This is a genomic window from Veillonella intestinalis (assembly GCF_943193155.1).
Classification (GTDB): Bacteria; Bacillota; Negativicutes; order Veillonellales; family Veillonellaceae; genus Veillonella_A; species Veillonella_A intestinalis.
This window is the reverse complement of sequence record NZ_CALPDB010000001.1, coordinates 503823-526951: the sequence shown is the minus strand read 5'-3', so window position 1 is coordinate 526951 and position 23129 is coordinate 503823. Positions and strand designations below refer to the sequence as shown.

The window sequence follows — 23129 nt, the reverse complement described above, 5'->3', positions numbered from 1 at the left end:
GTTTAATATATGTTACATATATAAGATTAAGTTAGCGAAATTATATATTCATTATATCATAAGTAACATAGCTTGTAATATGGCCATAATAAGTAACGTAGCTTATAGTATGGCTATAGTTTTGGTCTTAATATAGTTGGGGTATCGACTACAAAAGTATAAAATTAATATATTTTACTTAAAATCATAGTTTTTTTGCTAAAAATATATAGTAATAATTCAGTGAGAATGACTATTTAATTGATAATCGGTTGATAAGTGTTTTATTTTTTGCATATTTTAGAGTAAAAGAGAAGATATATCAAATGATAATGATAAGAAAAGATATAAATAGTTTCCTATATTTGTCTTGAGTATTGATGTGATAATGAAAATTTAAAAAAATCTATGTACTTTGACATGATTCGATATTGCAACTCATTATTGAAATTATCCTCTACTGTGATATAATTTAATTGTAATTTTTTATCAGTTAATGGCGGATTTTTAGCAAAGCTTATTTATAAATAGGCTTGTTTTGTTCTGTCACAAGGAGGTGTAGGACTGTGATCAAATCGTTGGCGTCGATGAAACCAGGTGAAGCTGGGGTAATTAAACAATTGCGTGGCTCTGGTAATATCAAACATCGTCTGGTTGATATGGGATTGGTACCAGGGACTTTTGTGCGAGTTATGAAATTCGCTCCTTTAGGTGACCCAGTTGAAATTAAAGTGAAAAACTTTGATTTAGCTCTGCGTGTAAGTGAAGCAGACACTATTGACATTGAAGTAAGTCAGGAGGCCTAGGATGAGTGACCAAAATACCACGTCCATCCGCATTGCTTTAGCGGGGAATCCGAATTGTGGTAAAACAACAATTTTTAATAATATTACTGGTGCGAAACAGCATGTAGGTAATTATCCCGGTGTAACCGTGGAAAAGAAAGAAGGGGAATGTACCTTTAGTGGTAAAGATTTACTCTTTATCGACTTACCAGGTACATATAGCTTAACAGCTCGATCCTTAGATGAATTAGTAGCTCGTAATGTAATTATCAATGATGAGCCTGATGTATTAGTGAATGTTATTGATGCTTCTAATTTAGAACGTAATTTATATTTAGCAGCACAGCTCTTAGAACTTGAACGTCCTTTAGTTATGGCCCTTAATATGTCTGACGTGGCTAAAGATATGGGTGTACATATTGACATTAAAAAGTTAAGTGAGTTAACAGGGGCTACTATTGTTGAAACAGTAGGTCGTGACAATGTTGGTACTAAAGAATTGTTACAAGCTGTTATTGATGTAGCAAAAGAAGCTAAAAAGCCAAGTGCTACTATTGATTATGGCCCTACGTTAGAACCGGCGATTGATGAAGTAACGGCTGAATTAGAAAAAGCAGGCACTATTTCATACCCATTGCGTTGGGTAGCTATTAAGCTATTAGAAGCAGATACTGATGTAGTAAAAAAAGTTAAGGCTTTTGAACATACTGAAGCGGCTTTGGCAAAAGCAGAACAGTGGCGTGAAACATTAAAAGATAAAGTAGATTTAGAAATTATATTCCAAGAATTCCGTCATAGTTTTGCTGTAGCAACTTATAATAATTGTTTACAAGGTACGCCTAAAGAAATTGAAACAAAATCTGATCGTTTAGATAAGGTGTTGACTCATCGTGTTTTAGGCTTACCAATCTTTATGATTATTATGTGGTTATTGTTTAACTTCGTAAACGAAGTAGGGGCTTATCCACAAGGTTGGATTGAAGATGCGTTTGCTGCCTTAGGTACTTGGGCTACGACAGTTATTCCAGAAGGACTTTTACAATCCTTAGTTGTTGATGGGATTATTGCTGGGGTAGGGGCTGTGTTAAGCTTTGTACCATTGATTGTATTGCTATTTTTAGGTATTGCGTTCTTAGAAGATACCGGTTATATGGCGCGTGCAGCTTTTGTAATGGACCGTATCATGCGTGCTTGTGGTTTGCATGGTAAATCCTTTATTCCTCTTTTAATTGGTTATGGTTGTAGTATTCCAGCTATTATGGGGGCTCGTATCTTAGATAATAATCGTGACCGCATGATTACGATTTTAGTATCTCAATTTATGACTTGTAGTGCCCGTTTACCAGTATATACCTTGTTTATTGGGGCGTTCTTCCCAGTAGCTCAACGGGGTACAGCCTTATTTGCTATTTATTTTGCAGGGATTATTTTAGCTGTTGTAATGGCTAAAATATTCCGCAAATTCTTATTCCCTGGTGAGTCTGAACCATTTGTAATGGAACTTCCGCCATATCATATGCCAACTGTTAAAAGTGTGTTAATGCACATGTGGGAACGTGCTTGGTTATATGTGAAAAAAGCGGGTACCTTTATTTTAGCGGCATCCGTATTGATTTGGTTCTTAGCTTCCTATCCACAAGAGGTACCATACTCTCAAGATTTTGATGCGGCTCGAGCACAAGTAACTCAAGATTATGAGGCTAAAGATGAAGCGACTTTCTTGCAATTTGGTTTAGCTACGGAAAGTCAAAAAGAATCTGTTATGGCTTTAGTTGATAAAATGACAGCTATTCAGGAAGAACAAGATGCTGCTGCTGAAGAAGCAGGGGTTGAAGAAGAAGAAATTGGTGATGAAGGTTTAAATGGTGAAGTTATTGCAACAGCTGAGACTGAAGAAGCAGCACCAGAAGTACCAGACTATTTCAATGATCTTCAAGTTGCTAATTCAACTGAATTCCCAGTGGCTTGGGCGATTTACTTGAACAATCAAGATAAAGAAGAGGCACTTGGTGAACTTGATCAGCAAGAAGCCTCTGAAAAATTAGAAGGTTCTTATGTAGCTATGATTGGTAAAACAATTGAACCAATTATGCGTCCATTAGGCTTTGATTGGAAGATGAGTGTATCCTTAGTAACTGCCTTAGCAGCTAAAGAGGTTATGGTAAGTACGTTAGGTACTATTTATGCAGTAGGGGCTGATGAAGAAAATGAAAAACCATTGCAAGAATACTTACGTACAGATCCTTCCTTTACACCACTGGTAGCAGTTGGTTTAATGATGTTTGTTCTTATTTATCCGCCATGTTTTGCAGCTATGGCTGTATTTAAACGTGAAGCTGGTGGTTGGGGCTGGTTAGGTTTCTTTATGGTTTATTCCACTGGTCTCGCTTGGTTAGCAGCTTTTATTATCTATAATGGCGGTCGTTTGCTTGGTTTCCATTGATAGGCAGTTATAACTTTTAATGGATTTCAAAGTTCAAGCATTTTTCGTTAAATTATTAGCTAGTTCCCATTGTTTGTTAAATGAGAATTAACCAATGATACTCATTGAGAATATAGAGTTTAAAAGCCTATTCTCAAAATGTTTGCGAAATGGTATTGATAAAATGAGAAAGATGGTGTATGATAATGGAGAACCTAATAGTTTATCTTATCGGATTATTCGCTGTATTGTTTGTTATTCGTGAAGCTTACAAAACTGTTTCTGGTAAAGGCGGTTGTGGCTGCGGTTGTGGCGGTAATAGTACGGACAAGAAACAGCATGAAGGAGCCTCTGGTTGTGGCTGTGGTTGTAGTTGTAGTGGTAGCAAATAATAGGATATAACAGTAAGTACTGACGAATACAGGGTATTCCAAAGATTTACGGCCAAAGTAGCCAAGGTTCAGTGAGGTGAGCCTTGGCTATTTTATACACAAAGGGTTAATTTACATTTTAATTTTATTATTTAATGTTGTACTACTAGTACAGTTGGTAAAAAGAAAGGTGAGATTTATATGTTTAATGTAGACAAAGACAAAGTAAAAAATGCTAATTTATTCGCAGCTGGTTTGGCTCTTGGTACAGTAGGCCTTAAAGTATTAACTAGTAAAGATGCTAAAAAAGTATATGCTAATGTAGTAGCTGCTGGGTTACGCGCTAAAGAAAGCGTTATGCAAACAGCTGAAAAAGTACAAGCTTCTAGTGGTAGCATTTTAGCTGATGCGCAAGAAATTAACGAAAATCGTCGTAAAGAAGAAGCTTTATTTGAAGAAGAAAAGGGTGAATAATTAATATGTTGAAGTTTTCGGTTATTCAACGATTATCGAAACGTCTTCATGTTAGATGCACCGGACGCCTATTTAATGATGCGGAAGCAGCGTATGTAGAAAATACATTAATGAAGCAGCCTGCGATTAAAAAGGCGCAGTTCTTTACTCGTTCACGAGACTTAATCATTCAGCATACAGGGGATGAAATAGCTGTACGTGATGCTTTGGTGGCTCTTAATGAATTAGATTTTAGTAATGCGCCAGCGTTAACTGAATATTCGCCACGTTTGGTCAATAAAAAATATAAAGAGTCAATGATTAATCAAACTCTTGTATATTTAGGTAAAAAATTACTTTTACCAGCACCAATCAATATGGTTTGGTCTTGGTTTAATGCTTTAAAATTTGCTAAAACAGCTGTAACTATGCTATGGCATCGTAAGTTATCTGTAGAGGTATTAGATGGTGTAGCCATAGCAGTTTCCTTATTACGTGGGGATGTTTCTACAGCAGGTGCTATTATGTACTTGCTCGGTATTGGTGAAACGTTAGAAGAATGGACATTGCGTAAATCAGTACTTAATTTAGCAGAGAGCATGTCTTTAAACGTTGATAAGGTATGGGTTAAGGTGGATGGCGTTGAAGTAAGTCGCCCTGTAGCTGAAGTAGCCGAAGGTGATCAAGTTGTGCTACGTCAAGGTGAAGTCGTACCATTAGATGGTGTCGTACTGGAAGGCGTTGTCCTTGTGAATGAAAGCTCTATGACAGGTGAACCTGAGCCGGTTCGTCGTGATGAAGGGTGTTCTGTTTATGCTGGCACCGTTGTAGAAGAAGGGTCTTGTGTAATTGAAGTGCGAGGCAATTCTAAATCTTCACGGTATGAGCAAATTGTTGCACTCATCGAAGAGTCTGAACAGATGAAATCTGGTATGGAACAAAAGGCGTTTCATATGGCGGATAAACTAGTACCAATTAGCTTTGCTGGTACCGTTTTAACCTATTTATTAACACGCAATACTATGAAGGCCTTATCTTTCTTGATGGTTGATTTTTCGTGTGCCTTAAAGTTGAGTATTCCATTAGCCGTATTATCTGCTATGGAAGAAGCATCAAAACGGGGCATTACTGTTAAAGGTGGCAAATATTTAGAACAAATTGCAGCGGCTGATGTTATTGTTTTTGATAAAACGGGAACGTTGACAAAAGCGGAGCCAGTGTTTGAAGATATTATTACGTTTGATGGTAATGATCCTGATGATATGCTAATGTTGGCAGCTTGCTTAGAGGAGCATTTCCCTCATTCCATGGCGAAAGCAGTTGTGAATGCAGCGGAACAACATAATTTGCCACATAAAGAAAAACACTCTTCCAAAGTAGAGTACATAGTAGCTCATGGCATTGCATCTAAAGTGGGTAATCGTAAATGTCGTATTGGGAGTGCTCATTTTATATTTGATGATGAAAAAACAGTTATTCCAGATGGTGAGCAGGATAAATTTGATAATTTGCCTAGTGGTTTCTCTCATTTATATCTTGCCATTAGTGGACGTTTAGCTGCAGTGTTATTAATTAAAGATCCAATTCGTGAAGAGGCTAAACAAGTTATTCAAGACTTACATGATTTAGGTATTAAAAAAGTAGTTATGATGACTGGGGATAGCCGACGCAATGCGGAGCGAGTAGCTCGTGAAATTGGCATTGATGAAGTGCATGCAGAAGTATTGCCAGGCGATAAAGCAGCTTATGTAAAACAAGCGAAAGAGGAAGGCTATACAGTTATGATGATTGGTGATGGCATTAATGATTCACCAGCTTTATCGGAAGCGCATGTAGGTATTGCTATGAATGAAGGGGCACCTATTGCGCAAAAAATTGCTAATGTGACTGTATCTTCTGATAATTTAAGTAGCATTGTTGACTTGCGTCGGATTGCGATGCGCTTGATGGATCGTATTCAATTCAATTATAATTCTATCGTTGGTGTAAATGGTGCTTTAGTTGGTTTAGGTTTATTCCAAGTATTAACACCAAGCAGCACTGCATGGATGCATAATATGTTCACCTTGGGGATTGGCTTGCGCAGTATGACCCCATTATTACCGGCAAATAAAACAGCCAGTGATGATAGTGTCATCGAAGCAGAGGCTCAAGTTGTAGCGTAAGGGTTATAAATTGGCGGGTTTTCTTAGGAAAGCCCGCTATTTTTGTTGAGTTTTCAGGGCGCCTATAGTAGAATAAAACTATTGGATTATAGAATTGGGAGGTTTTGGCATGAAAGTCCTCGTCGATATCTTGGGGCGTACTTTTTATATGAGTGTTTTTATAATATTAGTTCCTTTGGGAGCCTATACGATTCATAATGGGTCTAGCGCCATGGTAGCCTTGGTTAGTTATTTAGTTTTATCCTTGGCGATTCCTTTGGCCTATTTATCGTCTAAGCGAAGTGGTTTTGGTCCTGATGAAAAGCGCATAGGTCGTCTTTGTTATATTGTTGGTTGGATATTGGTACAATTAGGTACGTATCAAAGTTTCTTTGTAGGTGATTTTTCGTTCTTATGGGCACTGCCTAGCGTAGGTCGTGATGTTGCCTTCGTCATCGTTATGTATGTACAAGTTGCTTTATCATTTACCGTAGGATATATGATAAATAGCTTGGTAGGTAGGAGTTCAGCAAAATGATTAAAAATTTATTACGTATGTTTGTACTGTGTGCTGTTATTATAGTACCAATTTCTATGGTCGTCTTGGCTACGCAAGGTGCAACCTTAGGTATGGTAGCTTTTTTAGTATTAGCTTTGATTGTGCCTTCTGTATTGCGTCGACATAATCGGTTGGAGGGGTTAGTTACCTATCCTTGGCGAAGTGGTTTATATGTATATAGCTGGCTATGGTGTTTAACATTTTTCTTTTTAGGTGATAGTGTCATTCCTTTTACGGTATCTGCAGATAATACAAGTTTAGTTATTTTAACTTGGGTAGGTCTATTTTTAGTTGCTTTATTTGCGATGATGTTAGTAAATGTTATTTTGACTATGTTTTTCAGTCGTCCTCGATTTAATCGTTGGCTTGATGACTCTTTAGACATGGCTGTGTATTCGCTACCTATTCCTATGTTGTTGTTAGGGGATGTATTATTTTTAAATATCCCTGACCCAGCCTTAGCGGCTCAGATTAGTGCGCAAGTATTTGGCTTTTTACAACTTTGGCTATATGGTTTTGTAATTTGGACTATGGCAGTGATTGCTATTTACTTACATCCAAAATTTGGTGAAAAACAGGGCCTTCGTTTAGGTCGTATTATGTTAACTGCTTTAGCTTGGCTAGCGATTAATGGACATTTGATGTATGGCTGGAAACCTGATTTTGCTATGGAACTTTTGTATTTCTTAATGCCTGTTTTCCAAGGGAATATATTAGTTTATATTACACCAGGTTTGCTTGAGTTTCTTGTACTGGCCTTATCTGTAGGAATTGGCTTACGTTTAGAAGATAGTATTACTAATTGGCAAGCTAAACGAGCGGCTAATAAGTAGTATTTTTCCTTTAGCCTTGACAGGAACTAGCTTATTTAATAATATAGTAGATGATTTACTAGATTGTGACTGTCTGTATTGCCTAATTAAGCGCAAACAGAACGATAGCAATTATAGGAATCATCTATTTTTTTATTCGACTTATATCCGCAGTGGAATAAGAACGGAGGAAGCATATGACAATCACAGATAAGGAAAAAGGGACAGACGTAACCGTATCATCAAAAGTAAATACTACGTCTAGTGAAACGACTAAAGAAATAGTAGCAGAGGCAAAGGGGCTTAAAAAAACGCAACCTAAGCAGCGGTTTAGTTTACGACAATTAACAATTATTGGGCTTTTATCTGCTTTAACTGTAGTATTAGGGGTAACGGGTCTTGGTTTTATTCCTATTCCACCAATTAATGCTACTATATTACATATACCAACCTTGATAGGCGCTCTCTTAGAAGGACCTAAAATTGGTATGGTTATAGGCTTCATTTTTGGTTGCTATAGCTTAGTTCAAAATATGATACAGCCAAATATAATGTCTTTTGTATTTTTAAACCCGATTGTGTCTGTATTACCACGTATGTTGATCGGACCTATTAGCTATTTAGTATATCGCTATTTAACATTTAAACGTGCTATTTGGCGAGTTATTATAGCTCTTTTTGTAGGTACTATGGTTCATACTATTTTAGTAATGTCCTTAATTTATATTATTTATGCTGAACCGTATGCAGCGGCTAAAGGGATTCCGATTGACCATGTTGCTAACATCGTAATTGGTGTAGCCGTGTTCCATGGTCCATTAGAAGCATTGGCGGCTGTAGTAGTAGGAACTCCCGTAGTAATGGCGTTACGGGCTAAACTTAAGAAAGCTTAATACATTTGAGACTAAGACTAGCCCTGACACTTTGTCGGGGCTTTTTAATATGACATATTGATACATGAGCAATTGTTGTTGTATTTTTGATAATGTGATAGAAAGGATGATTTTATGAAGAAATGGCGAATCTTGGGACTAAGAAGTTTATTAGCTATAGGCGTATTAACTAGTGCATTGTTGCTAGGCGGTTGTGGTTCTAATACTACAGAAACTAATAAAGAAGGATTGGCGGTAGTAACAACCGTGTATCCAGCGTATGATGTGGCTAAACAAGTTGGCGGCGACAAAGTTAATGTCACTATGTTGGTACCACCGGGGACAGAACCTCATGACTGGGAGCCAACTGTAAAAGACTTGAAGGCGGTCGGTAAAGCAAAGGTATTTATTTATAATGGAGCAGGCTTAGAGCCTACAGAAAAATTATTGGCTCCCGATATTATTAAAGATGCTAAGACTGTAGAATTGGCAGGGGCTGTAGAGGTACTTCCAATTACAACAACAGAATTAGACAGCACCGAGGAAGCACATGCGCATACACATAGTGACGAAGCCTCTCATAGCCACCAATCAGATAGTGTTCATCAAAATAGTGCAATGACTCATGAAGAAGGAGAACATGACCATCATCATGACGGGGTGGATCCACATATTTGGTTAAATCCTATGAATGTGGCTAAGGAAGTAGATTTAGTTGTACAAGCTTTTAGTGAAGCCGATCCAGCGAATAAAGCGTATTATGAAGCGAATGGTAAGGCCTATAAAGAAAAATTACTGGCATTAGATACGGCATATAAAGCGTTTGCCCAACAAGTGCCGAATAAGGAATTAGTAGTAACTCATGAAGCCTTTGGTTATTTAGCCAAGCAATATGGTTTTACTCAGCTCGGAATCATGGGCGTATCGCCAGATGCAGAACCAACCCCGGATCGTATGGCGGCTATTATTAGTTTTGTAAAAGTGCACAATGTGAAGGCTATATTTAGTGAGGCCTTAGTTAATCCAAAATTAGCCAATGCGATTGCGGCTGAGACAGGAGCTCAAGTATATATGCTAAATCCCGTGGAAGGCTTGACAGAAGAACAAATTCAAGGTGGTGAGAATTACATTTCTATTATGACTCAAAATTTAACCACCCTTCGTGACGCTTTGGGCATAAAATAAAGCGATATAAGAAGTCATAGATTATTATATTTTGAAATTACGGACGTAAGGCAATAGATAATTAGCACCGTTTAAAACCCTATAAAATAAGGGGATATCCATTTCTCAATGTCATGCTGGGTATTGATATTTATCATTAGAAACCTATTGCTCATCGGTAATTGACTATGATAAAATATGTGTAACAGGTAATAGTAATTTTAGGAGGTTGAAGCAAATGGCTAAACGTATTCGTACAATCAACACAGAATCTTTACAGAAAACCGCTAAAACTGGTGGCTGTGGCGAATGCCAAACTTCTTGCCAATCCGCTTGCAAAACAAGCTGTACTGTAGGCAACCAAGTTTGCAAACAAAAATAAGTTGTGAAGCACAATAGTGATGAGAAATGACCTAATTATTACCATGTAATGATTAGGTCTTATTCTCATATTGGGTTAAGAACTAATAGATGATGGAGTATAAATGCAAGGTTTTACCATATGGGAGAGAATTGGGGAAATATATTGTTGTTCCTATGTAATTCTTTCATATATGGTAGAACCTTTTTTTAAGACTAAAAATAAGAGGGATGTAGTATAATATAAATGTAGTAATAACTATTAAATATATGGAGGTACCATGTTAGAATTAAAACCAATGATTCACAAGTTCAAGATGAAGGATAAGTATTTCTGTCTTGATGTAAATAGTGGCATTATTCATGTAATCGACGAATTAACAGACCGCGTGCTAGATATTTATGATGGCACGAATCGAGCTGCGGTTCATGAAGCTCTTGATAGTGTAGAATCACCAGCAGAGCTTGACGAGTTGTTAGATGAAATCGATGGTTTAATCAAAGACGAAATGCTATATGCACCGATGTCGGAAGATTTCAAACTTGTAGCTGCTGAAAAGCCTATTGTAAAAGCCCTTTGTTTAAACATTGCTCATGATTGCAATTTAGCTTGTAAATATTGCTTTGCTAGCCAAGGGGACTATGGCGGTGTGAAACGTGAACTCATGAGTTTTGATGTAGCTAAACGAGCAGTTGACTTCTTAATTTCTATGAGTGGTCCTCGTCAACATTTAGAGATTGACTTCTTTGGTGGAGAACCTTTGATGAATTGGGACGTGGTTAAGCAAACCATTGAATATGCCGAAAAAGTGGGCGCTGAACACAATAAGATTTTCAAAATGACTATGACCACCAATGGTGTTCTGTTAACCCAAGAAAAGATCGATTACTTAAATGAACATAAATTAAGTATGGTGCTATCTATTGATGGTCGTGAAGAAGTTCATAATCATATGCGTCCAAGTGCTGGTGGTACAGATACTTATAAGACAGTGGCTAAAAATCTTATCAATGCGGTAAAACAACGGGATGGTTTAGAATATTATGCTCGTGGTACATATACGCATAATAATTTGGACTTTACTAAAGACGTCATTGCTATGTCTGACTTAGGCTTTGAACATTTATCTATGGAGCCAGTAGTAGGCCAAGAAGGCGAGTATGTACTTCGTGATGAAGATTTACCAGCGTTGATGGAAGAGTATGAAAAGCTTGCTGACTTATACTTGGAGCGTCAAAAAGAAGGTTGGGGAGAGAAGTTTAATTTCTTCCACTTCCGTATGGATTTATATCGTGGTCCTTGCATGGCTAAGCGTTTGCGCGGTTGTGGTGCTGGTCATGAATATATGGCTATTGTACCAAATGGGGATATTTATCCATGTCACCAATTTGTAGGCCGTGATGGGTATGTGTTAGGCAATGTTTTTGAAGGCCTTAAAAACTTTGATATTCCACGAGAATTCCGTAATACCCATGTATTCACTAAGCCGACTTGTGCCAAATGTTGGGCTAAGTTCTTCTGTTCTGGTGGCTGTCATGCCAATAATGAAACCTTTACGGGAACTATTCATGAGCCGTATGCATTAGGCTGTGAACTACAGAAAAAACGCATTGAATGCGCTATTATGATTCAAGCAGAATTGGATGAATTGCGTGAACAAGGCATTGTGCCAAAAGATGATCCAGCTTTCCAAGAACGAAAACAGCATAATTGGATGTAAAGAAAATCTTTGAATATAAGAATTTACAAGATTATATTCAGTAAGGATTATATTCAGTAAGTAGTTGGTCATTTGACACATATGATCACTATATAAAGTATACACAGATGTTATACATAAGTAGTAAAGGAACTAATTTATGAAGCGACAAGGTATACGATTTACAGGCATAGTACAGGGGGTTGGGTTTCGCCCCCTTATTGCCGTTATAGCACGAGAGTTACACTTAGTAGGTTTTGTATACAATGATGATGCAGGTGTGTATACAGAAGTACAAGGTAAGGAAGAAGCAGTAGACTTTTTTGTTGAGCAAGTACAAACGCGCAAAGGCCCTTTGGCTCGGATAGATAGTATAACTGTTACAGACTTATCATTAGGTGATGAAAACTTATTTGTTATTGCACCATCACCAGCGGGTAGACAGCCGGCTACCTTTATAGGCGCTGATACGGCTCCTTGTGAAGCTTGTAGACAAGAGTTACACGATCCTATGAATCGGCGTTATCGCTATAGTTTTATCAATTGCACTCATTGTGGGCCTCGTTATACTATTGTGGAAACAGTACCCTATGATCGTCAGTTTACGTCGATGAAAGGGTTCCCTCTTTGCAAAGCCTGTCAAACTGAGTATGAAACGGAAACAGATCGTCGATATCATGCAGAACCTAATGCTTGTCCCGTGTGTGGACCTCAATATAAGTTATATGAGGTAGTGAATGGTGAATGGCAATCTGTGAATAGCCGTCATAGTAATAGTGCGATTGACTCTGCTGTAGTTGATTGGTCTGATGTACAGTTAGATCCTTTAACTTTGGGGCGCGATTATGTAATGTCAGGTCATATTATTGCGTTTAAAGGTGTGGGTGGTTATCATCTTGTATGTGATGCAACAAATAGAGAGGCTGTACAACGTTTAAGAGAACGTAAAAGGAGACCCCATAAACCGTTGGCAGTTATGGTGGACTCTATAGCAACAGCACGGCAAATAGCACATCTCACGCCAGAAGAAGAAGCTTTATTACAATCGTCAGCACGGCCTATTGTGCTCTTACCACAGCGTCCAGAGGCTAATGTCGCTTGGTCTGTAGTGGCGCCCAATAATCACTATATTGGGATTATGCTGCCTTATGCGCCTGTTCATGAAGTATGGTTGCCACCTGGTGCAGTTTGGGCCATGACCAGTGGTAATCGCAGTGGTGAGCCAGTTATTTTTGAAGATGACGAGGCTAAGGAACAACTTATGAATGTGGTGGACTATTTCTTGGTTCACAATCGCCGAATTGTAGCGTCTGTAGATGATTCTGTGGTGGAAGTAGTGAAGGGGGAAACGTTACCAATACGACGCAGTCGTGGGTATGTTCCATTGTCGTTTAATGTGCGTTTGCCAGATCAAGGGGCCAATACTATACTGGCTATGGGTGGTGATTTGAAAAATGCCTTCGCTATGAACCGTGGTGAAGCGGTGCTTATGGGGCCACATATTGGCGATTTAGCCAATGAAGCCATGAATAATAGTTTAGTTCATACTATTGAACGCTATAAGGACTTATTTGGATTAACGCCTAAAGCAGTGGTGGCTGATTATCATCCCCAGTATTTTTCTAGTCAATATGGTAAATCTTATAGTGAAACACAAAGTATTCCGTTTATTCAGGTTCAGCATCATCATGCTCATGTTGCTGCTGTTATGGCTGAATATGGATTGCAAGAAGAGCCAGTGCTGGGGATTTGCTTTGATGGTACGGGCTATGGGCTAGATGGTACTGTTTGGGGTGGCGAATTTTTATTATGCCAAGGCGCTACTATGCAGCGCTTAGCTCATGTACATGGAGCCCCTTTACCTGGCGGTGAAGCGGCTGTAAAAGAGCCTTGGCGGCAAGCTTTATGGTATATTCGGGACACTTATGGCGATTCCATACCAACTTGGCTGGAGCCTTGGTTAGCTAAACTACCTGAAAATTGGCAATTATTGGATCAAATGATGACACATGGTATGCCTATGGTACAAGCCAGTAGCGCTGGTCGCTTATTTGATGCAGTAGGTTCTTTGCTTGGCCTAGGTAATGTACACACCTTTGATGGGCAGATTGCCCTTGGTTTAGAACAACTGGCCCATGGTGAACGTGGTAAGATTAAGGAATTTACTTTTGATGGTGAAATTCTTGATTTTAAACCCTTAGTACAAGATATTATAGGTCATCTGGGGGATGGTATTTCAAAACGAGTGCTGGCTGCATCGTTTCACAGAACCTTGGCTTATGGGATTACAGAAACTATGGAATATCTTTGTTCCTTATATAAAATTAAACAAGTTGTCTTATGTGGCGGGGTATTTCAAAACCGTCGCCTCATAGAAGAAATGATGAATATTAATCATGATCAAGTCATGTTATTGCCACGGCGAGTGCCACCTAATGACGGCGGCTTAGCATTGGGGCAGTTATGGCTCGGTCATCAACGGTTAGCGAATGACTATTAATTTGATAAAACGTAGATTCAATGAGCGTAGTTTGTTCCTAACAGATAGATTGGAGGAAAGCGTATGTGCTTAGCTGTACCAGCTCAACTCATTAAAGTAAATGAATTTATTGGCACTATTGAATTAACCGGGGTTACTCGAGATGTTAATCTAATGTTAGTGCCAGAAGCCAAAGTAGGAGACTATGTGTTAGTGCATGCTGGTTGTGCCGTGCAAGTAGTAGATGAAGAAGAAGCAAGAGCTACGATGGAAGCATTTAGGGAGTTGGAAGAACTTGAAGAAAATTACTTTGCAGGAAAAAACGCAGGTCGCTAAGGAACTGCTTAAAGAAATAGAAGCTTTACATACACCTGGTGAAACAGTCCGCTTTATGGAAGTATGTGGCACGCATACGGTGGCTATTTTCCGTGAAGGAATTCGTCAATTATTGCCTAAAGGTATTGAATTGGTTAGCGGTCCAGGCTGTCCAGTCTGCGTTACAGATCAAGTGTATATGGATAAAGCTTTAGCTTATGCGGTTATGGACGATGTGATTGTCGCTACTTTTGGAGACATGCTTAAAGTTCCTGGCTCGCATAGTAATTTATGGGAAGCAAAAAGTCAGGGTGCTCAGATACACATTATTTATAGCCCTCTTGAAATTATCGAGTTAGGTAAAGCTAATCCAGATAAGAAAATTGTATTTTTAGCGATTGGTTTTGAAACGACTATTGCTGTAATTGCTGCAGCAGTTAAAGCAGTGGCCTTATCAGGTCTTACGAATGTATTTTTCTTAGTATCTCATAAATTAGTACCACCCGCTTTGAGAGCCTTAGCGAATCAAAAAGAAGGGCATCTTGATGGGTTTATTCTACCAGGTCATGTGAGCGTTATTATTGGGGAAGAACCGTATAGTTTTATTCCCACTGAATGTCATATGCCATCTTGTATAGCTGGTTTTGATGGCCTTGAAATTTTAGCGGCTGTTCGTGATTTATTGGCACAACGTAAAAGTGGTCAATATTATGTAGGAAATCAATACAAATCAGTGGTTGCTAAGAAAGGAAACCCCGTGGCAGTAGCTCTTATGAATGAACTGTATGAAGTGATTGACGATACCTGGCGTGGTATTGGTACGATTCCTCAATCAGGCCTTAGGTTAAAAGGCGATTATGCTGCTCTTGATGCGGAGCGTGCTATACCACTTGGTCCTATTGAAAGTGGTGGTGTACCTAAAGGCTGTCAGTGTGGTCGCGTATTACAAGGCTTAATTCGCCCTGATGAATGTGGTCTATTTGGTAAATTATGTACTGCTGATCATCCTGTAGGTGCTTGTATGGTTTCTGTAGAAGGTAGTTGTGCAGCGTGGTATAAATATGGTCGTGCTAGTGGTGGTATGACTTGGGAAGAATAGGAGGCTATTAATGGAAGAAACAATTCGCTTAGTTCATGGTAATGGTGGTCGTTTTAGCCATGAATTAATGGAGCGATATATCATGCCTCATTTTAAAAATGATACATTAGCCAAGCTTCATGATGGTGCTCAGTTTGTTGTGCCGGCTGGTCGTATGGCTTTTACAACAGACTCTTATGTAGTGACACCACAATTTTTCCCTGGTGGCAATATTGGTAAATTGGCTGTTTGTGGTACTGTTAACGATTTAGCTATGAATGGAGCTAAGCCTTTATATCTTAGTTGTGGTCTTATTTTAGAAGAAGGGTTACCTGTTAAGACTTTAGATACCATTTTAGCTACTATGGCACAAATGGCTAAGGAAGCTGGTGTAACTATAGTTACTGGTGATACGAAGGTTGTTGAAAAAGGCGCTGTCGATGGATTATACATTAATACGGCCGGAGTTGGTATGATTCCAGACCATATTCACATTGATCCTGAGCGCGTTAAACCGGGCATGAAAATTATTGTATCAGGATCCATAGGTGATCATGCGATTGCTGTTATGGGGAGCCGTTATGAATTAGCTTTGCCTGAAACGATTAAAACAGATTGTGCGCCCCTTAATCATATGGTTATGGCTGTACTTGAAGCTGTAGGTGATAATGTAGCTGTTATGCGTGATCCAACACGAGGTGGTTTAGCCACGACTCTGTATGAAATTGCTGACCAAGGGCAAGTGGGAATACGTATTGATGAAGAAAAAGTGCCTATTCATGAAGAAGTTGTATCTGTGTGCAGTATTTTAGGATATGATCCGTTGTATTTGGCTAATGAAGGAAAAGCTGTTTTTGTAGTAGAGGCTGAAGCTGTTGAAACCGTACTTGATATCCTTCATAAGACTGAATATGGTCAAGAAGCTGTTTGCATTGGTGAAACATTAAGTAGTAACGTAGGCAAAGTAGGCCTTAAAACAGCTCTTGGTGGAGTGCGCTTGCTTGATCAGTTAGGTGAGGATCAGGTGCCTAGAATTTGTTAGCTAATTACGAAAGCAGATATAGTTAAAAAGTTTAACTTTAGCTTGATAGATCTTTACGTATTAAAAAAGTAAATAATACATAGAAAATAGTCGTAAAAAGAGTTTACGACTATTTTTTATGAATATACATTACACGATTCGTGTAATGTTAGACAGGGTGTATATGAAGACCTAATGAGTTGATAAAACCAATTAATATGCGCTTATTAAGAGCTTTAATTATCAGGTTTTATGAGTTTAATTTATTTATGTACACTACAAAAATACATCTGGGGGTAAAAAGTCTATTGGTAATTGACTATATTGAATTATTTAGTCTATGATAGTGGAGGAAGAGTATATGAAAATTTAGTTAATGAGATAATATACTCGCGTAGATTAAAAAATTAAAAACTTTATGTTACGAGGAAGGGATAGCTTAGTTTGGAGGGGATAGTAAAAGAGTTGGAAGGTAAAAATTTGTTTTATCTTTTTGTTGTGTGTCATGTATGAAGTTTTAGGATTAGGTTCAGTTTTGATTGTAATATTTAAATGAAAGTGTATTTACTTTTTATATTTAAAGTGAGGTAAAGGTATGAAGTCTAGTAAAGATAAACATATTTTATCTAAATTAATTGCTGCTACATTGATGGGGACTGTTGGATTATCTATGTATACTGTAGATGCTGTTGATACTTTGCAATATGTAAGTATTAATTCTACAAAAGAGGCGAATAAGGATAATTCTCAGGCTGGTGTTGAAGGCCAAGGTAGAGATGTAGTAATTATTGGTCCCAATACAATCGGTAATAATAATTTAAATTATAATGCTGTTATTGTAGGATCTAATAATACCGCAAAAAATTTGAATTATAAAAAGGAAACTAATGAAGTAACAGAAACGTTTGTTAATGGTCTAGCTATAGTAGGTAATAATAATTATGTAAAAGATGCCGCTTTGTTGGGTGATAAGAATATTGTTACGGGTACAAATGCGGTTGTTGTTGGTGATTTTAATAAGAATTACGGAGAACACGCAGTAAATATTGGCTATATGACAACAACTAATGGTGTAGACTCTATTGCTATAGGTCGTTTTGCTAAGGGGCCTACTACTTCAGCGATTGCAGTTGGTGCTTATAGTGAAACGCAGCAAGTGGGCTCTGTAGCACTTGGTAATGGAGCGATTGCAAAATCCAATGGTGTCGCTATTGGTTACAAGAGTATTGCGGATAGAACTGGTGGCGAAGTAGGGTATTTTTCTACGTATGATACAACGGATAGAGCTGCATTGGCAGAAAAAATTGGTAAAAAAGCTGATTATGACCGGATTGTTGCTACTATTCAAAAGCATGCTGATTTAGCGCAAAAAGAGAAAGAATATAATAACTATATTAGTGAACGACAAAAGAATCAGGATTTGCTAAATTCTGAGATGCAAAATTTATATAAATATGATAAAGATAAAGATAAATATCAAGCTAGCTTAGAAAAAATCAAAGAATATGGTCGTTTAGTTAATGAGCAAAGTGAAGGTGAAATTTCACTTAGACAAATTATATCTAAAACTAATAATCCTGATTATAAAGAATTAGATGATGCACGGAATGAATATTATAATTTATTTGCCCCTTATGCATCTATTATGGGGGCTGTTTCGGTTGGTAATCGAGAAGAAGGTATTTATCGTCAAATTACAGGTGTAGCCGCAGGCTCTGAAGATACTGACGCAGTCAATGTAGCACAATTAAAAGCTGCGCGTGTTGAAATAATAGCAGGTGAGAATATTAGTAGCGTTGAGAGTGATATTTCAAAAGGCTATACAGAATATAAAGTAAATGCAGTAGATACAAAGATTACTAATGTAGCTTTTGACAAAGATACTAACACCTTGTCAATTACTACTAATAATGATGAACAACCTTTTGCTGTTACGGATATTGCTTCGAAGGATGATGTTACAACGGCTGTAGGTAATTCATCGTGGACACTTGGTGTTGCAAAAGTTACTTCTATTACAACTGTTGGTGATGGTGAAGCAACTGCTGTTGGTACTCCTACAGAGATTAAAAATGGTAATACAGTAACGTTACGTGCAGAACGTGGTATTAAATTAAATCAAGATGGCACTAACATTGATATTGGTTTAAAATATATCGATGTTGATCCTGCTGTAGATGCGCAACCGCTAGCTATTTCTGATGCAAAAGCTTCTGGCGGTGGCACATTGGCTGTAGGTCAAAATAGCATTGCTGATGGTCACCAAGGTACAGCTGTTGGTCTTACTTCACATGCAGGGGAATATTCCTTGGCAGTAGGTGCTCATGCTGATGCAAGTGCTTTTCGTTCGATTGCATTAGGTTATAATACTCAAGCTGGTCAATATGGGGTAGCTACTGGTAGTCATGCAAAAGCAGTTGGAAATCAATCCGTTGCTATAGGTACTTTCACTGTGACTAATGGTACTAATTCTATTGGTATTGGTCTTAGTACTAAAAAAGATGGGGCTACTTCTGATGCTCCAGATCAATACTTACCTAAAACAAATAGCGAGAAAGCGATTGCGATTGGTGCAGGTTCTTATGTTGGCGAAAAAGCTACGAATTCAACAGTTATTGGGGTAGGCAATAAAATTATGGGCGGAACAACTAATACGTCTAATAATGCAGTACTTCTTGGTACCTTATCATCAATCACAGAAGGTCGATTTAGCTTATTATTGGGGAATATGGCAAGCATTAATAAATCTCAGAACGCTGTAGGTGTTGGTAGTCAATCGAATGTAGGTAACTCCCTTGCTGGTACAGCTGTAGGTTATTTAGCTACTGTTACAAATGCAGCGCAAGGTACTGCTGTTGGTGGCGGAAGTAAGGTAACTGCCGCTCAGGCTACAGCACTAGGTGGTAGTAGTGAAGTCTCCACGGTACAAGGCGTGGCAGTTGGTTATTCCTCTTATACAACTGGTGCACAAGGGGTATCGATTGGTTCTGAAACTAATACGACTGCTTCACGTGGGGTTGCATTAGGATATATGTCTAATGCGAATACTGAAAAAGGGATTGTTGGATATAATCCATTAACAAATACTGTCTTTGAAGGGGATACTGATGCGGCTCTTGCAGGTACTTTAGGTAAGGCTGAAGAATATAATGCTAAATCAAAAGTATATAATGAAAAATTACAAGTTTATTTAGAAAAAAATGCTGCATATGAAAAGAGCAAGACAGCTGCAAATAGAGAGGCTAGGGAGGCTGCGGCCATAGAATTTAATGCTGCTGATGCAGATTTAAAATCTCTTATATCAACTTACAAGAGTGGTTATGGTGCAGTATCTGTTGGTAAGGAAGGTTATACTCGACAAATTACCAATGTTGCTGCTGGTACAGCTGATAGCGATGCAGTGAATGTTATGCAATTAAAACAGCTTCGCGCAACCGGTATTAATTACTCTGGCGATGATACGACAGTTATTCACCGTGATTTAGGTGATGAGTTAACTATTGCTGGTGGGGCGGATGTATCCACTGCAGAAGCAAAAGCTAAGTTAACTACTGGCAATATTGGTGTGGTGGCTAATGATACTACTGATGGTTTAGAGCTTAAATTAGCTAAGGATATTAACTTGACTGCTGATGGTAGTGTGGCCTTTGGTACGGCTGCTACAGCACCAAAAGTAGATGTGTCTGGTTTAACTATTTCTGATCAGTTAAAATTCACTAATGCGGGCATTTTGGCAGGTAATCAGATAGTAGATAATATGAAGAGTGCTATTTCTGATAAAGCTGGGGACACATTCTCTGATAAGCTAGATGCAGCTCTTGCTACTAATGCTAATTCAGCAGTTAATGTAGGTGACTTAAATAGTGTAACTGATGAGCTAGCAGATAAAATTGGTGATGCCAATACAGCAGCAGAAAGTAAACTTGGCAAATTTACTGTAGGTACAGATGCAGCAGCACAAGAGAAGGGCATTGCCGTGGATAAAGATAATACACGTTTTGACATTTTAGGTGCTAATGAAAACATTACTACAGCAATAGAAGAACGTCAGGTTAAAATAGGTTTAGCTAATACATTAAATTTAACAGATGCTGGATCCATATCCTTTGGTAATGGCGCGAATGCACCAAAAGTAGATGCCACTGGTTTAACTATTTCTGATAAGCTAAAATTCACTACTGCTGGCATTTCAGCAGGTGACCAAACAATAGACAATGTGAAGAGTGCGATTGCTGGTAAAGATGGCGCTAAATTTACGGATAAATTGAATGCGGCTAATGAATCTAATCCTAATTCAGCAGTTAATGTAAGTGATCTCAAACAAACTGCTGAGGTCTTAGCAGGTCAGATTGGTGATATCAATACAGCTGCTAATAGCAAGTTAGAAAGCTTCGTAGTGGGGGCTGATAAAAATGCCACTGCTGCAGGTATTACAGTAGACAAAGGTACTGAAGGTAAAACAAATCGCTTTGATATTGTAGGAGCCAATGAAAATATTACAACAAAAGTTAATGATAACACGATTGAAGTGGGCTTAGCTAAGGATCTTACATTAACTGATGGTAGTATAACTACTACTACAAAAGATGGCATTACGACTAAAGTTGATGGCACAGGCGTAACAATTACACCAAGTAATGGTGATGCAACTAAAACTGTATCCTTAACTAATGAAGGCCTTAACAATGGTGGTAACAAAATTACCAATGTAGCAGATGGTGACGTAAGTGCTAATTCTAAAGATGCTGTAAATGGTAGCCAATTGCATGCTGTTAAAGAAGAGTTAAAGGGCGATATCAATAAGCTAGAAAGCAAATTGGGCGCAGCTGGTGATTTAACTAAAGTTGACCAGAATGGTAATCCAATTGATGACAGTAAACTGGTTACTGGCAATGATGGCAAGAATTACAACCCATCTGATGTTGATGAAAATGGCAACCCTAAAGATGGTGCTAAGCCTGTTGAGTCTACCTTAGGTTCTGGTGCTGGTACTAGTGGTCTAGGTCTAGATAATAAGGATAATAGTAAACCTATTACTGAACAAGAAGCTAAAGACATTGTTGGTGGCACGCCAGGTGCAGATGGACAACCAGGTAAAGATGGTCTATTAGACAAAATTGGCCCATCTTTGAGTAATTTAGCTACAATTAAAGACCTTCAAGCCGTAGCACAAGCTGGTCTTGACTTCGGTGGTGACACTGGTGATACAGCACATCGTGCATTAAGCCAAAAATTAACTGTTAATGGTGGCATTTCCAATGAAGAACAATTAACTGATAACAATATTGGTGTTGTTTCTAATGGTAAAGATACATTAACTGTTAAATTGGCTAAAGATATCAATCTTGGCAAAGATGGCAGTGTAACAACTGGTAATACAAGTATTAATAATGATGGTCTTACTGTAAAAGGTGAAGACGGCAACCCTGGCACTACTGTTGGTTCCGATGGTATGGTTGTTAATGGTGATGATGGCAAACCAGCTACAATTGTTGGTAAAGATGGCATTTCCACAAATGGCAAAGATGGTATCTCTGTTAATGGTGAAGATGGTTCTTCTACAACAATCAAGCCTGATGGTGTAACATCTAAAGATCCTAATGGCAATTCTACAGTTCTTGGCCCTAATGGCGTAGAAGTGAAGGATAAAGATGGCAATACTGTTGTAACAATTAATGACAAAGGTATTTCTAATAATAATGGCGGTCCAACTAACTTAAATGATGGTTTAAGTGTACCTGGTGGTTTAGTTGTTCTTCCTGGTGAACAAGTAAATGGTCAATACGTTCCAGGCACTGGCACAATTAGTGCTGAAGGTAATCGTATTCAAAATGTAGCACATGGCATTGAACCAAATGATGCTGTAAATGTAGGTCAATTAAGTGGTGTAAAACGTGATCTTAACAACCGTATGAATACGATTGGTGCTCACGCTGCTGCTATGGCTGCTTTACATCCAATGGAATACTTGGAAGAAGAAAAATTATCCATTGCGGCTGGTGTTGGTACATTCCAAAGCAAACAAGCTGTGGCAGTCGGTGCGTTCTACCGTCCAAATGATGATACAATGTTCAGTGTTGGTGGTTCTTTCGGTGGTAATGAAAACATGTTTAATGTTGGTGTTTCTTTACGTGTAGGTCAAGATAGTGACTATGCAAAAGGGGCACAGAATTATAAACAAGCTCCACTTAGTACGTTGACTGTTCTTGACGATAAAGTGAATACTCTTGAAAAAGAAAATGCTGCATTAAAAGATCAGTTAGAAGAACAACGCGAACAGATTAAATTGTTAATGGAACGTTTAGGTATGTAAATTAATCCATTTAGTTAAAACTATTATTTCATTCTAAAATAATAGGAATTTAGAGATTAAATGCAAAAAACGAAGAGAGTCACTCGATTTAAATCTAGTGACTCTCTTTTTATTATAAATTAACTAAAATTACGGATATTTAGATTATTCATTTCGTGGAAAAATAAATTTTAAAAATTTTTAATTGAAAATAAAGAAGTCCTGAAAATATTGAATTTAAAGCATTTTTTTAGATAGATGGTAGTGCGTTTTTGATAATTGAGAATTAAAATGATAAACGAAAAGTGGATTTTAAAATTAGT

The 23129-nt window shown here is 38.0% G+C and carries 16 protein-coding genes; all 16 read left to right on the top strand.

Going from position 1 to position 23129, the window contains the following annotated elements:
* Positions 1-566: 566 nt before the first annotated feature.
* The 16 genes from NFR44_RS02410 (at position 567) to NFR44_RS02335 (ending at position 22827) form a co-directional block, all read left to right on the top strand.
* Complete coding sequence (locus tag NFR44_RS02410) at positions 567-785, top strand: FeoA family protein (protein ID WP_251440796.1); 219 nt, start codon at positions 567-569, stop codon at positions 783-785.
* A gap of 1 nt (position 786) precedes the next feature.
* Complete coding sequence (gene feoB / locus NFR44_RS02405; protein ID WP_251440767.1) at positions 787-3207, top strand: ferrous iron transport protein B; 2421 nt, start codon at positions 787-789, stop codon at positions 3205-3207.
* Between the two features lie 185 nt (positions 3208-3392).
* Positions 3393-3578: a FeoB-associated Cys-rich membrane protein gene (locus NFR44_RS02400; protein ID WP_251440766.1), complete on the top strand. Its 186-nt coding sequence runs from the start codon at positions 3393-3395 to the stop codon at positions 3576-3578.
* Between the two features lie 180 nt (positions 3579-3758).
* On the top strand, positions 3759-4031 hold the full coding sequence (locus tag NFR44_RS02395; protein WP_251440764.1) for a DUF6110 family protein: 273 nt from the start codon (positions 3759-3761) through the stop codon (positions 4029-4031).
* A gap of 5 nt (positions 4032-4036) precedes the next feature.
* Positions 4037-6175, top strand: coding sequence for a heavy metal translocating P-type ATPase (locus NFR44_RS02390; RefSeq protein WP_251440761.1), 2139 nt, complete (start codon positions 4037-4039; stop codon positions 6173-6175).
* Positions 6176-6284: 109 nt separating this feature from the next.
* Positions 6285-6692 carry a hypothetical protein gene (locus NFR44_RS02385; protein WP_251440757.1) on the top strand — a complete coding sequence of 136 codons (408 nt, stop codon included), beginning with the start codon at positions 6285-6287 and terminating at the stop codon, positions 6690-6692.
* Complete coding sequence (locus NFR44_RS02380) at positions 6689-7546, top strand: hypothetical protein (protein WP_251440756.1); 858 nt, start codon at positions 6689-6691, stop codon at positions 7544-7546. The genes NFR44_RS02385 and NFR44_RS02380 overlap by 4 nt, the downstream gene beginning before the upstream one ends.
* Positions 7547-7722: 176 nt before the next feature.
* A complete protein-coding gene (locus tag NFR44_RS02375; protein ID WP_251440755.1) occupies positions 7723-8418 on the top strand; it encodes an ECF transporter S component in 696 nt (231 codons plus the stop codon).
* 114 nt (positions 8419-8532) lie between these two features.
* Positions 8533-9582, top strand: a complete 1050-nt coding sequence (locus NFR44_RS02370) for a metal ABC transporter solute-binding protein, Zn/Mn family (protein ID WP_251440753.1) — start codon at positions 8533-8535, stop codon at positions 9580-9582.
* Between the two features lie 217 nt (positions 9583-9799).
* Entirely contained in the window at positions 9800-9943 is a 144-nt protein-coding gene (gene scfA / locus NFR44_RS02365; protein ID WP_004693318.1) for a six-cysteine ranthipeptide SCIFF, read from the top strand.
* 259 nt (positions 9944-10202) lie between these two features.
* Positions 10203-11642, top strand: a complete 1440-nt coding sequence (scfB, locus tag NFR44_RS02360) for a thioether cross-link-forming SCIFF peptide maturase (RefSeq protein ID WP_251440751.1) — start codon at positions 10203-10205, stop codon at positions 11640-11642.
* Between the two features lie 139 nt (positions 11643-11781).
* Positions 11782-14121 (top strand): carbamoyltransferase HypF, encoded by a 2340-nt coding sequence (hypF, locus tag NFR44_RS02355; protein WP_251440749.1) that lies wholly within the window; start codon positions 11782-11784, stop codon positions 14119-14121.
* 63 nt (positions 14122-14184) lie between these two features.
* Positions 14185-14436, top strand: a complete 252-nt coding sequence (locus tag NFR44_RS02350) for a HypC/HybG/HupF family hydrogenase formation chaperone (protein WP_251440747.1) — start codon at positions 14185-14187, stop codon at positions 14434-14436.
* Positions 14396-15514, top strand: a complete 1119-nt coding sequence (hypD, locus tag NFR44_RS02345) for a hydrogenase formation protein HypD (RefSeq protein WP_251440745.1) — start codon at positions 14396-14398, stop codon at positions 15512-15514. The genes NFR44_RS02350 and hypD overlap by 41 nt, the downstream gene beginning before the upstream one ends.
* Positions 15515-15524: 10 nt before the next feature.
* Positions 15525-16535, top strand: coding sequence for a hydrogenase expression/formation protein HypE (hypE, locus tag NFR44_RS02340; RefSeq protein WP_251440743.1), 1011 nt, complete (start codon positions 15525-15527; stop codon positions 16533-16535).
* A gap of 574 nt (positions 16536-17109) precedes the next feature.
* Positions 17110-22827: a YadA-like family protein gene (locus NFR44_RS02335; RefSeq protein ID WP_251440741.1), complete on the top strand. Its 5718-nt coding sequence runs from the start codon at positions 17110-17112 to the stop codon at positions 22825-22827.
* Positions 22828-23129: the final 302 nt, after the last annotated feature.

Coding starts and splice junctions, on each gene's coding strand:
- NFR44_RS02335 (WP_251440741.1), top strand. CDS start 17,110: ATGAAGTCTAGTAAAGATAAACATATTTTATCTAAATTAATTGCTGCT.
- NFR44_RS02385 (WP_251440757.1), top strand. CDS start 6,285: ATGAAAGTCCTCGTCGATATCTTGGGGCGTACTTTTTATATGAGTGTT.
- hypF (WP_251440749.1), top strand. CDS start 11,782: ATGAAGCGACAAGGTATACGATTTACAGGCATAGTACAGGGGGTTGGG.
- NFR44_RS02350 (WP_251440747.1), top strand. CDS start 14,185: ATGTGCTTAGCTGTACCAGCTCAACTCATTAAAGTAAATGAATTTATT.
- NFR44_RS02395 (WP_251440764.1), top strand. CDS start 3,759: ATGTTTAATGTAGACAAAGACAAAGTAAAAAATGCTAATTTATTCGCA.
- NFR44_RS02410 (WP_251440796.1), top strand. CDS start 567: ATGAAACCAGGTGAAGCTGGGGTAATTAAACAATTGCGTGGCTCTGGT.
- NFR44_RS02390 (WP_251440761.1), top strand. CDS start 4,037: ATGTTGAAGTTTTCGGTTATTCAACGATTATCGAAACGTCTTCATGTT.
- NFR44_RS02380 (WP_251440756.1), top strand. CDS start 6,689: ATGATTAAAAATTTATTACGTATGTTTGTACTGTGTGCTGTTATTATA.
- scfA (WP_004693318.1), top strand. CDS start 9,800: ATGGCTAAACGTATTCGTACAATCAACACAGAATCTTTACAGAAAACC.
- scfB (WP_251440751.1), top strand. CDS start 10,203: ATGTTAGAATTAAAACCAATGATTCACAAGTTCAAGATGAAGGATAAG.
- feoB (WP_251440767.1), top strand. CDS start 787: ATGAGTGACCAAAATACCACGTCCATCCGCATTGCTTTAGCGGGGAAT.
- NFR44_RS02375 (WP_251440755.1), top strand. CDS start 7,723: ATGACAATCACAGATAAGGAAAAAGGGACAGACGTAACCGTATCATCA.
- NFR44_RS02370 (WP_251440753.1), top strand. CDS start 8,533: ATGAAGAAATGGCGAATCTTGGGACTAAGAAGTTTATTAGCTATAGGC.
- NFR44_RS02400 (WP_251440766.1), top strand. CDS start 3,393: ATGGAGAACCTAATAGTTTATCTTATCGGATTATTCGCTGTATTGTTT.
- hypE (WP_251440743.1), top strand. CDS start 15,525: ATGGAAGAAACAATTCGCTTAGTTCATGGTAATGGTGGTCGTTTTAGC.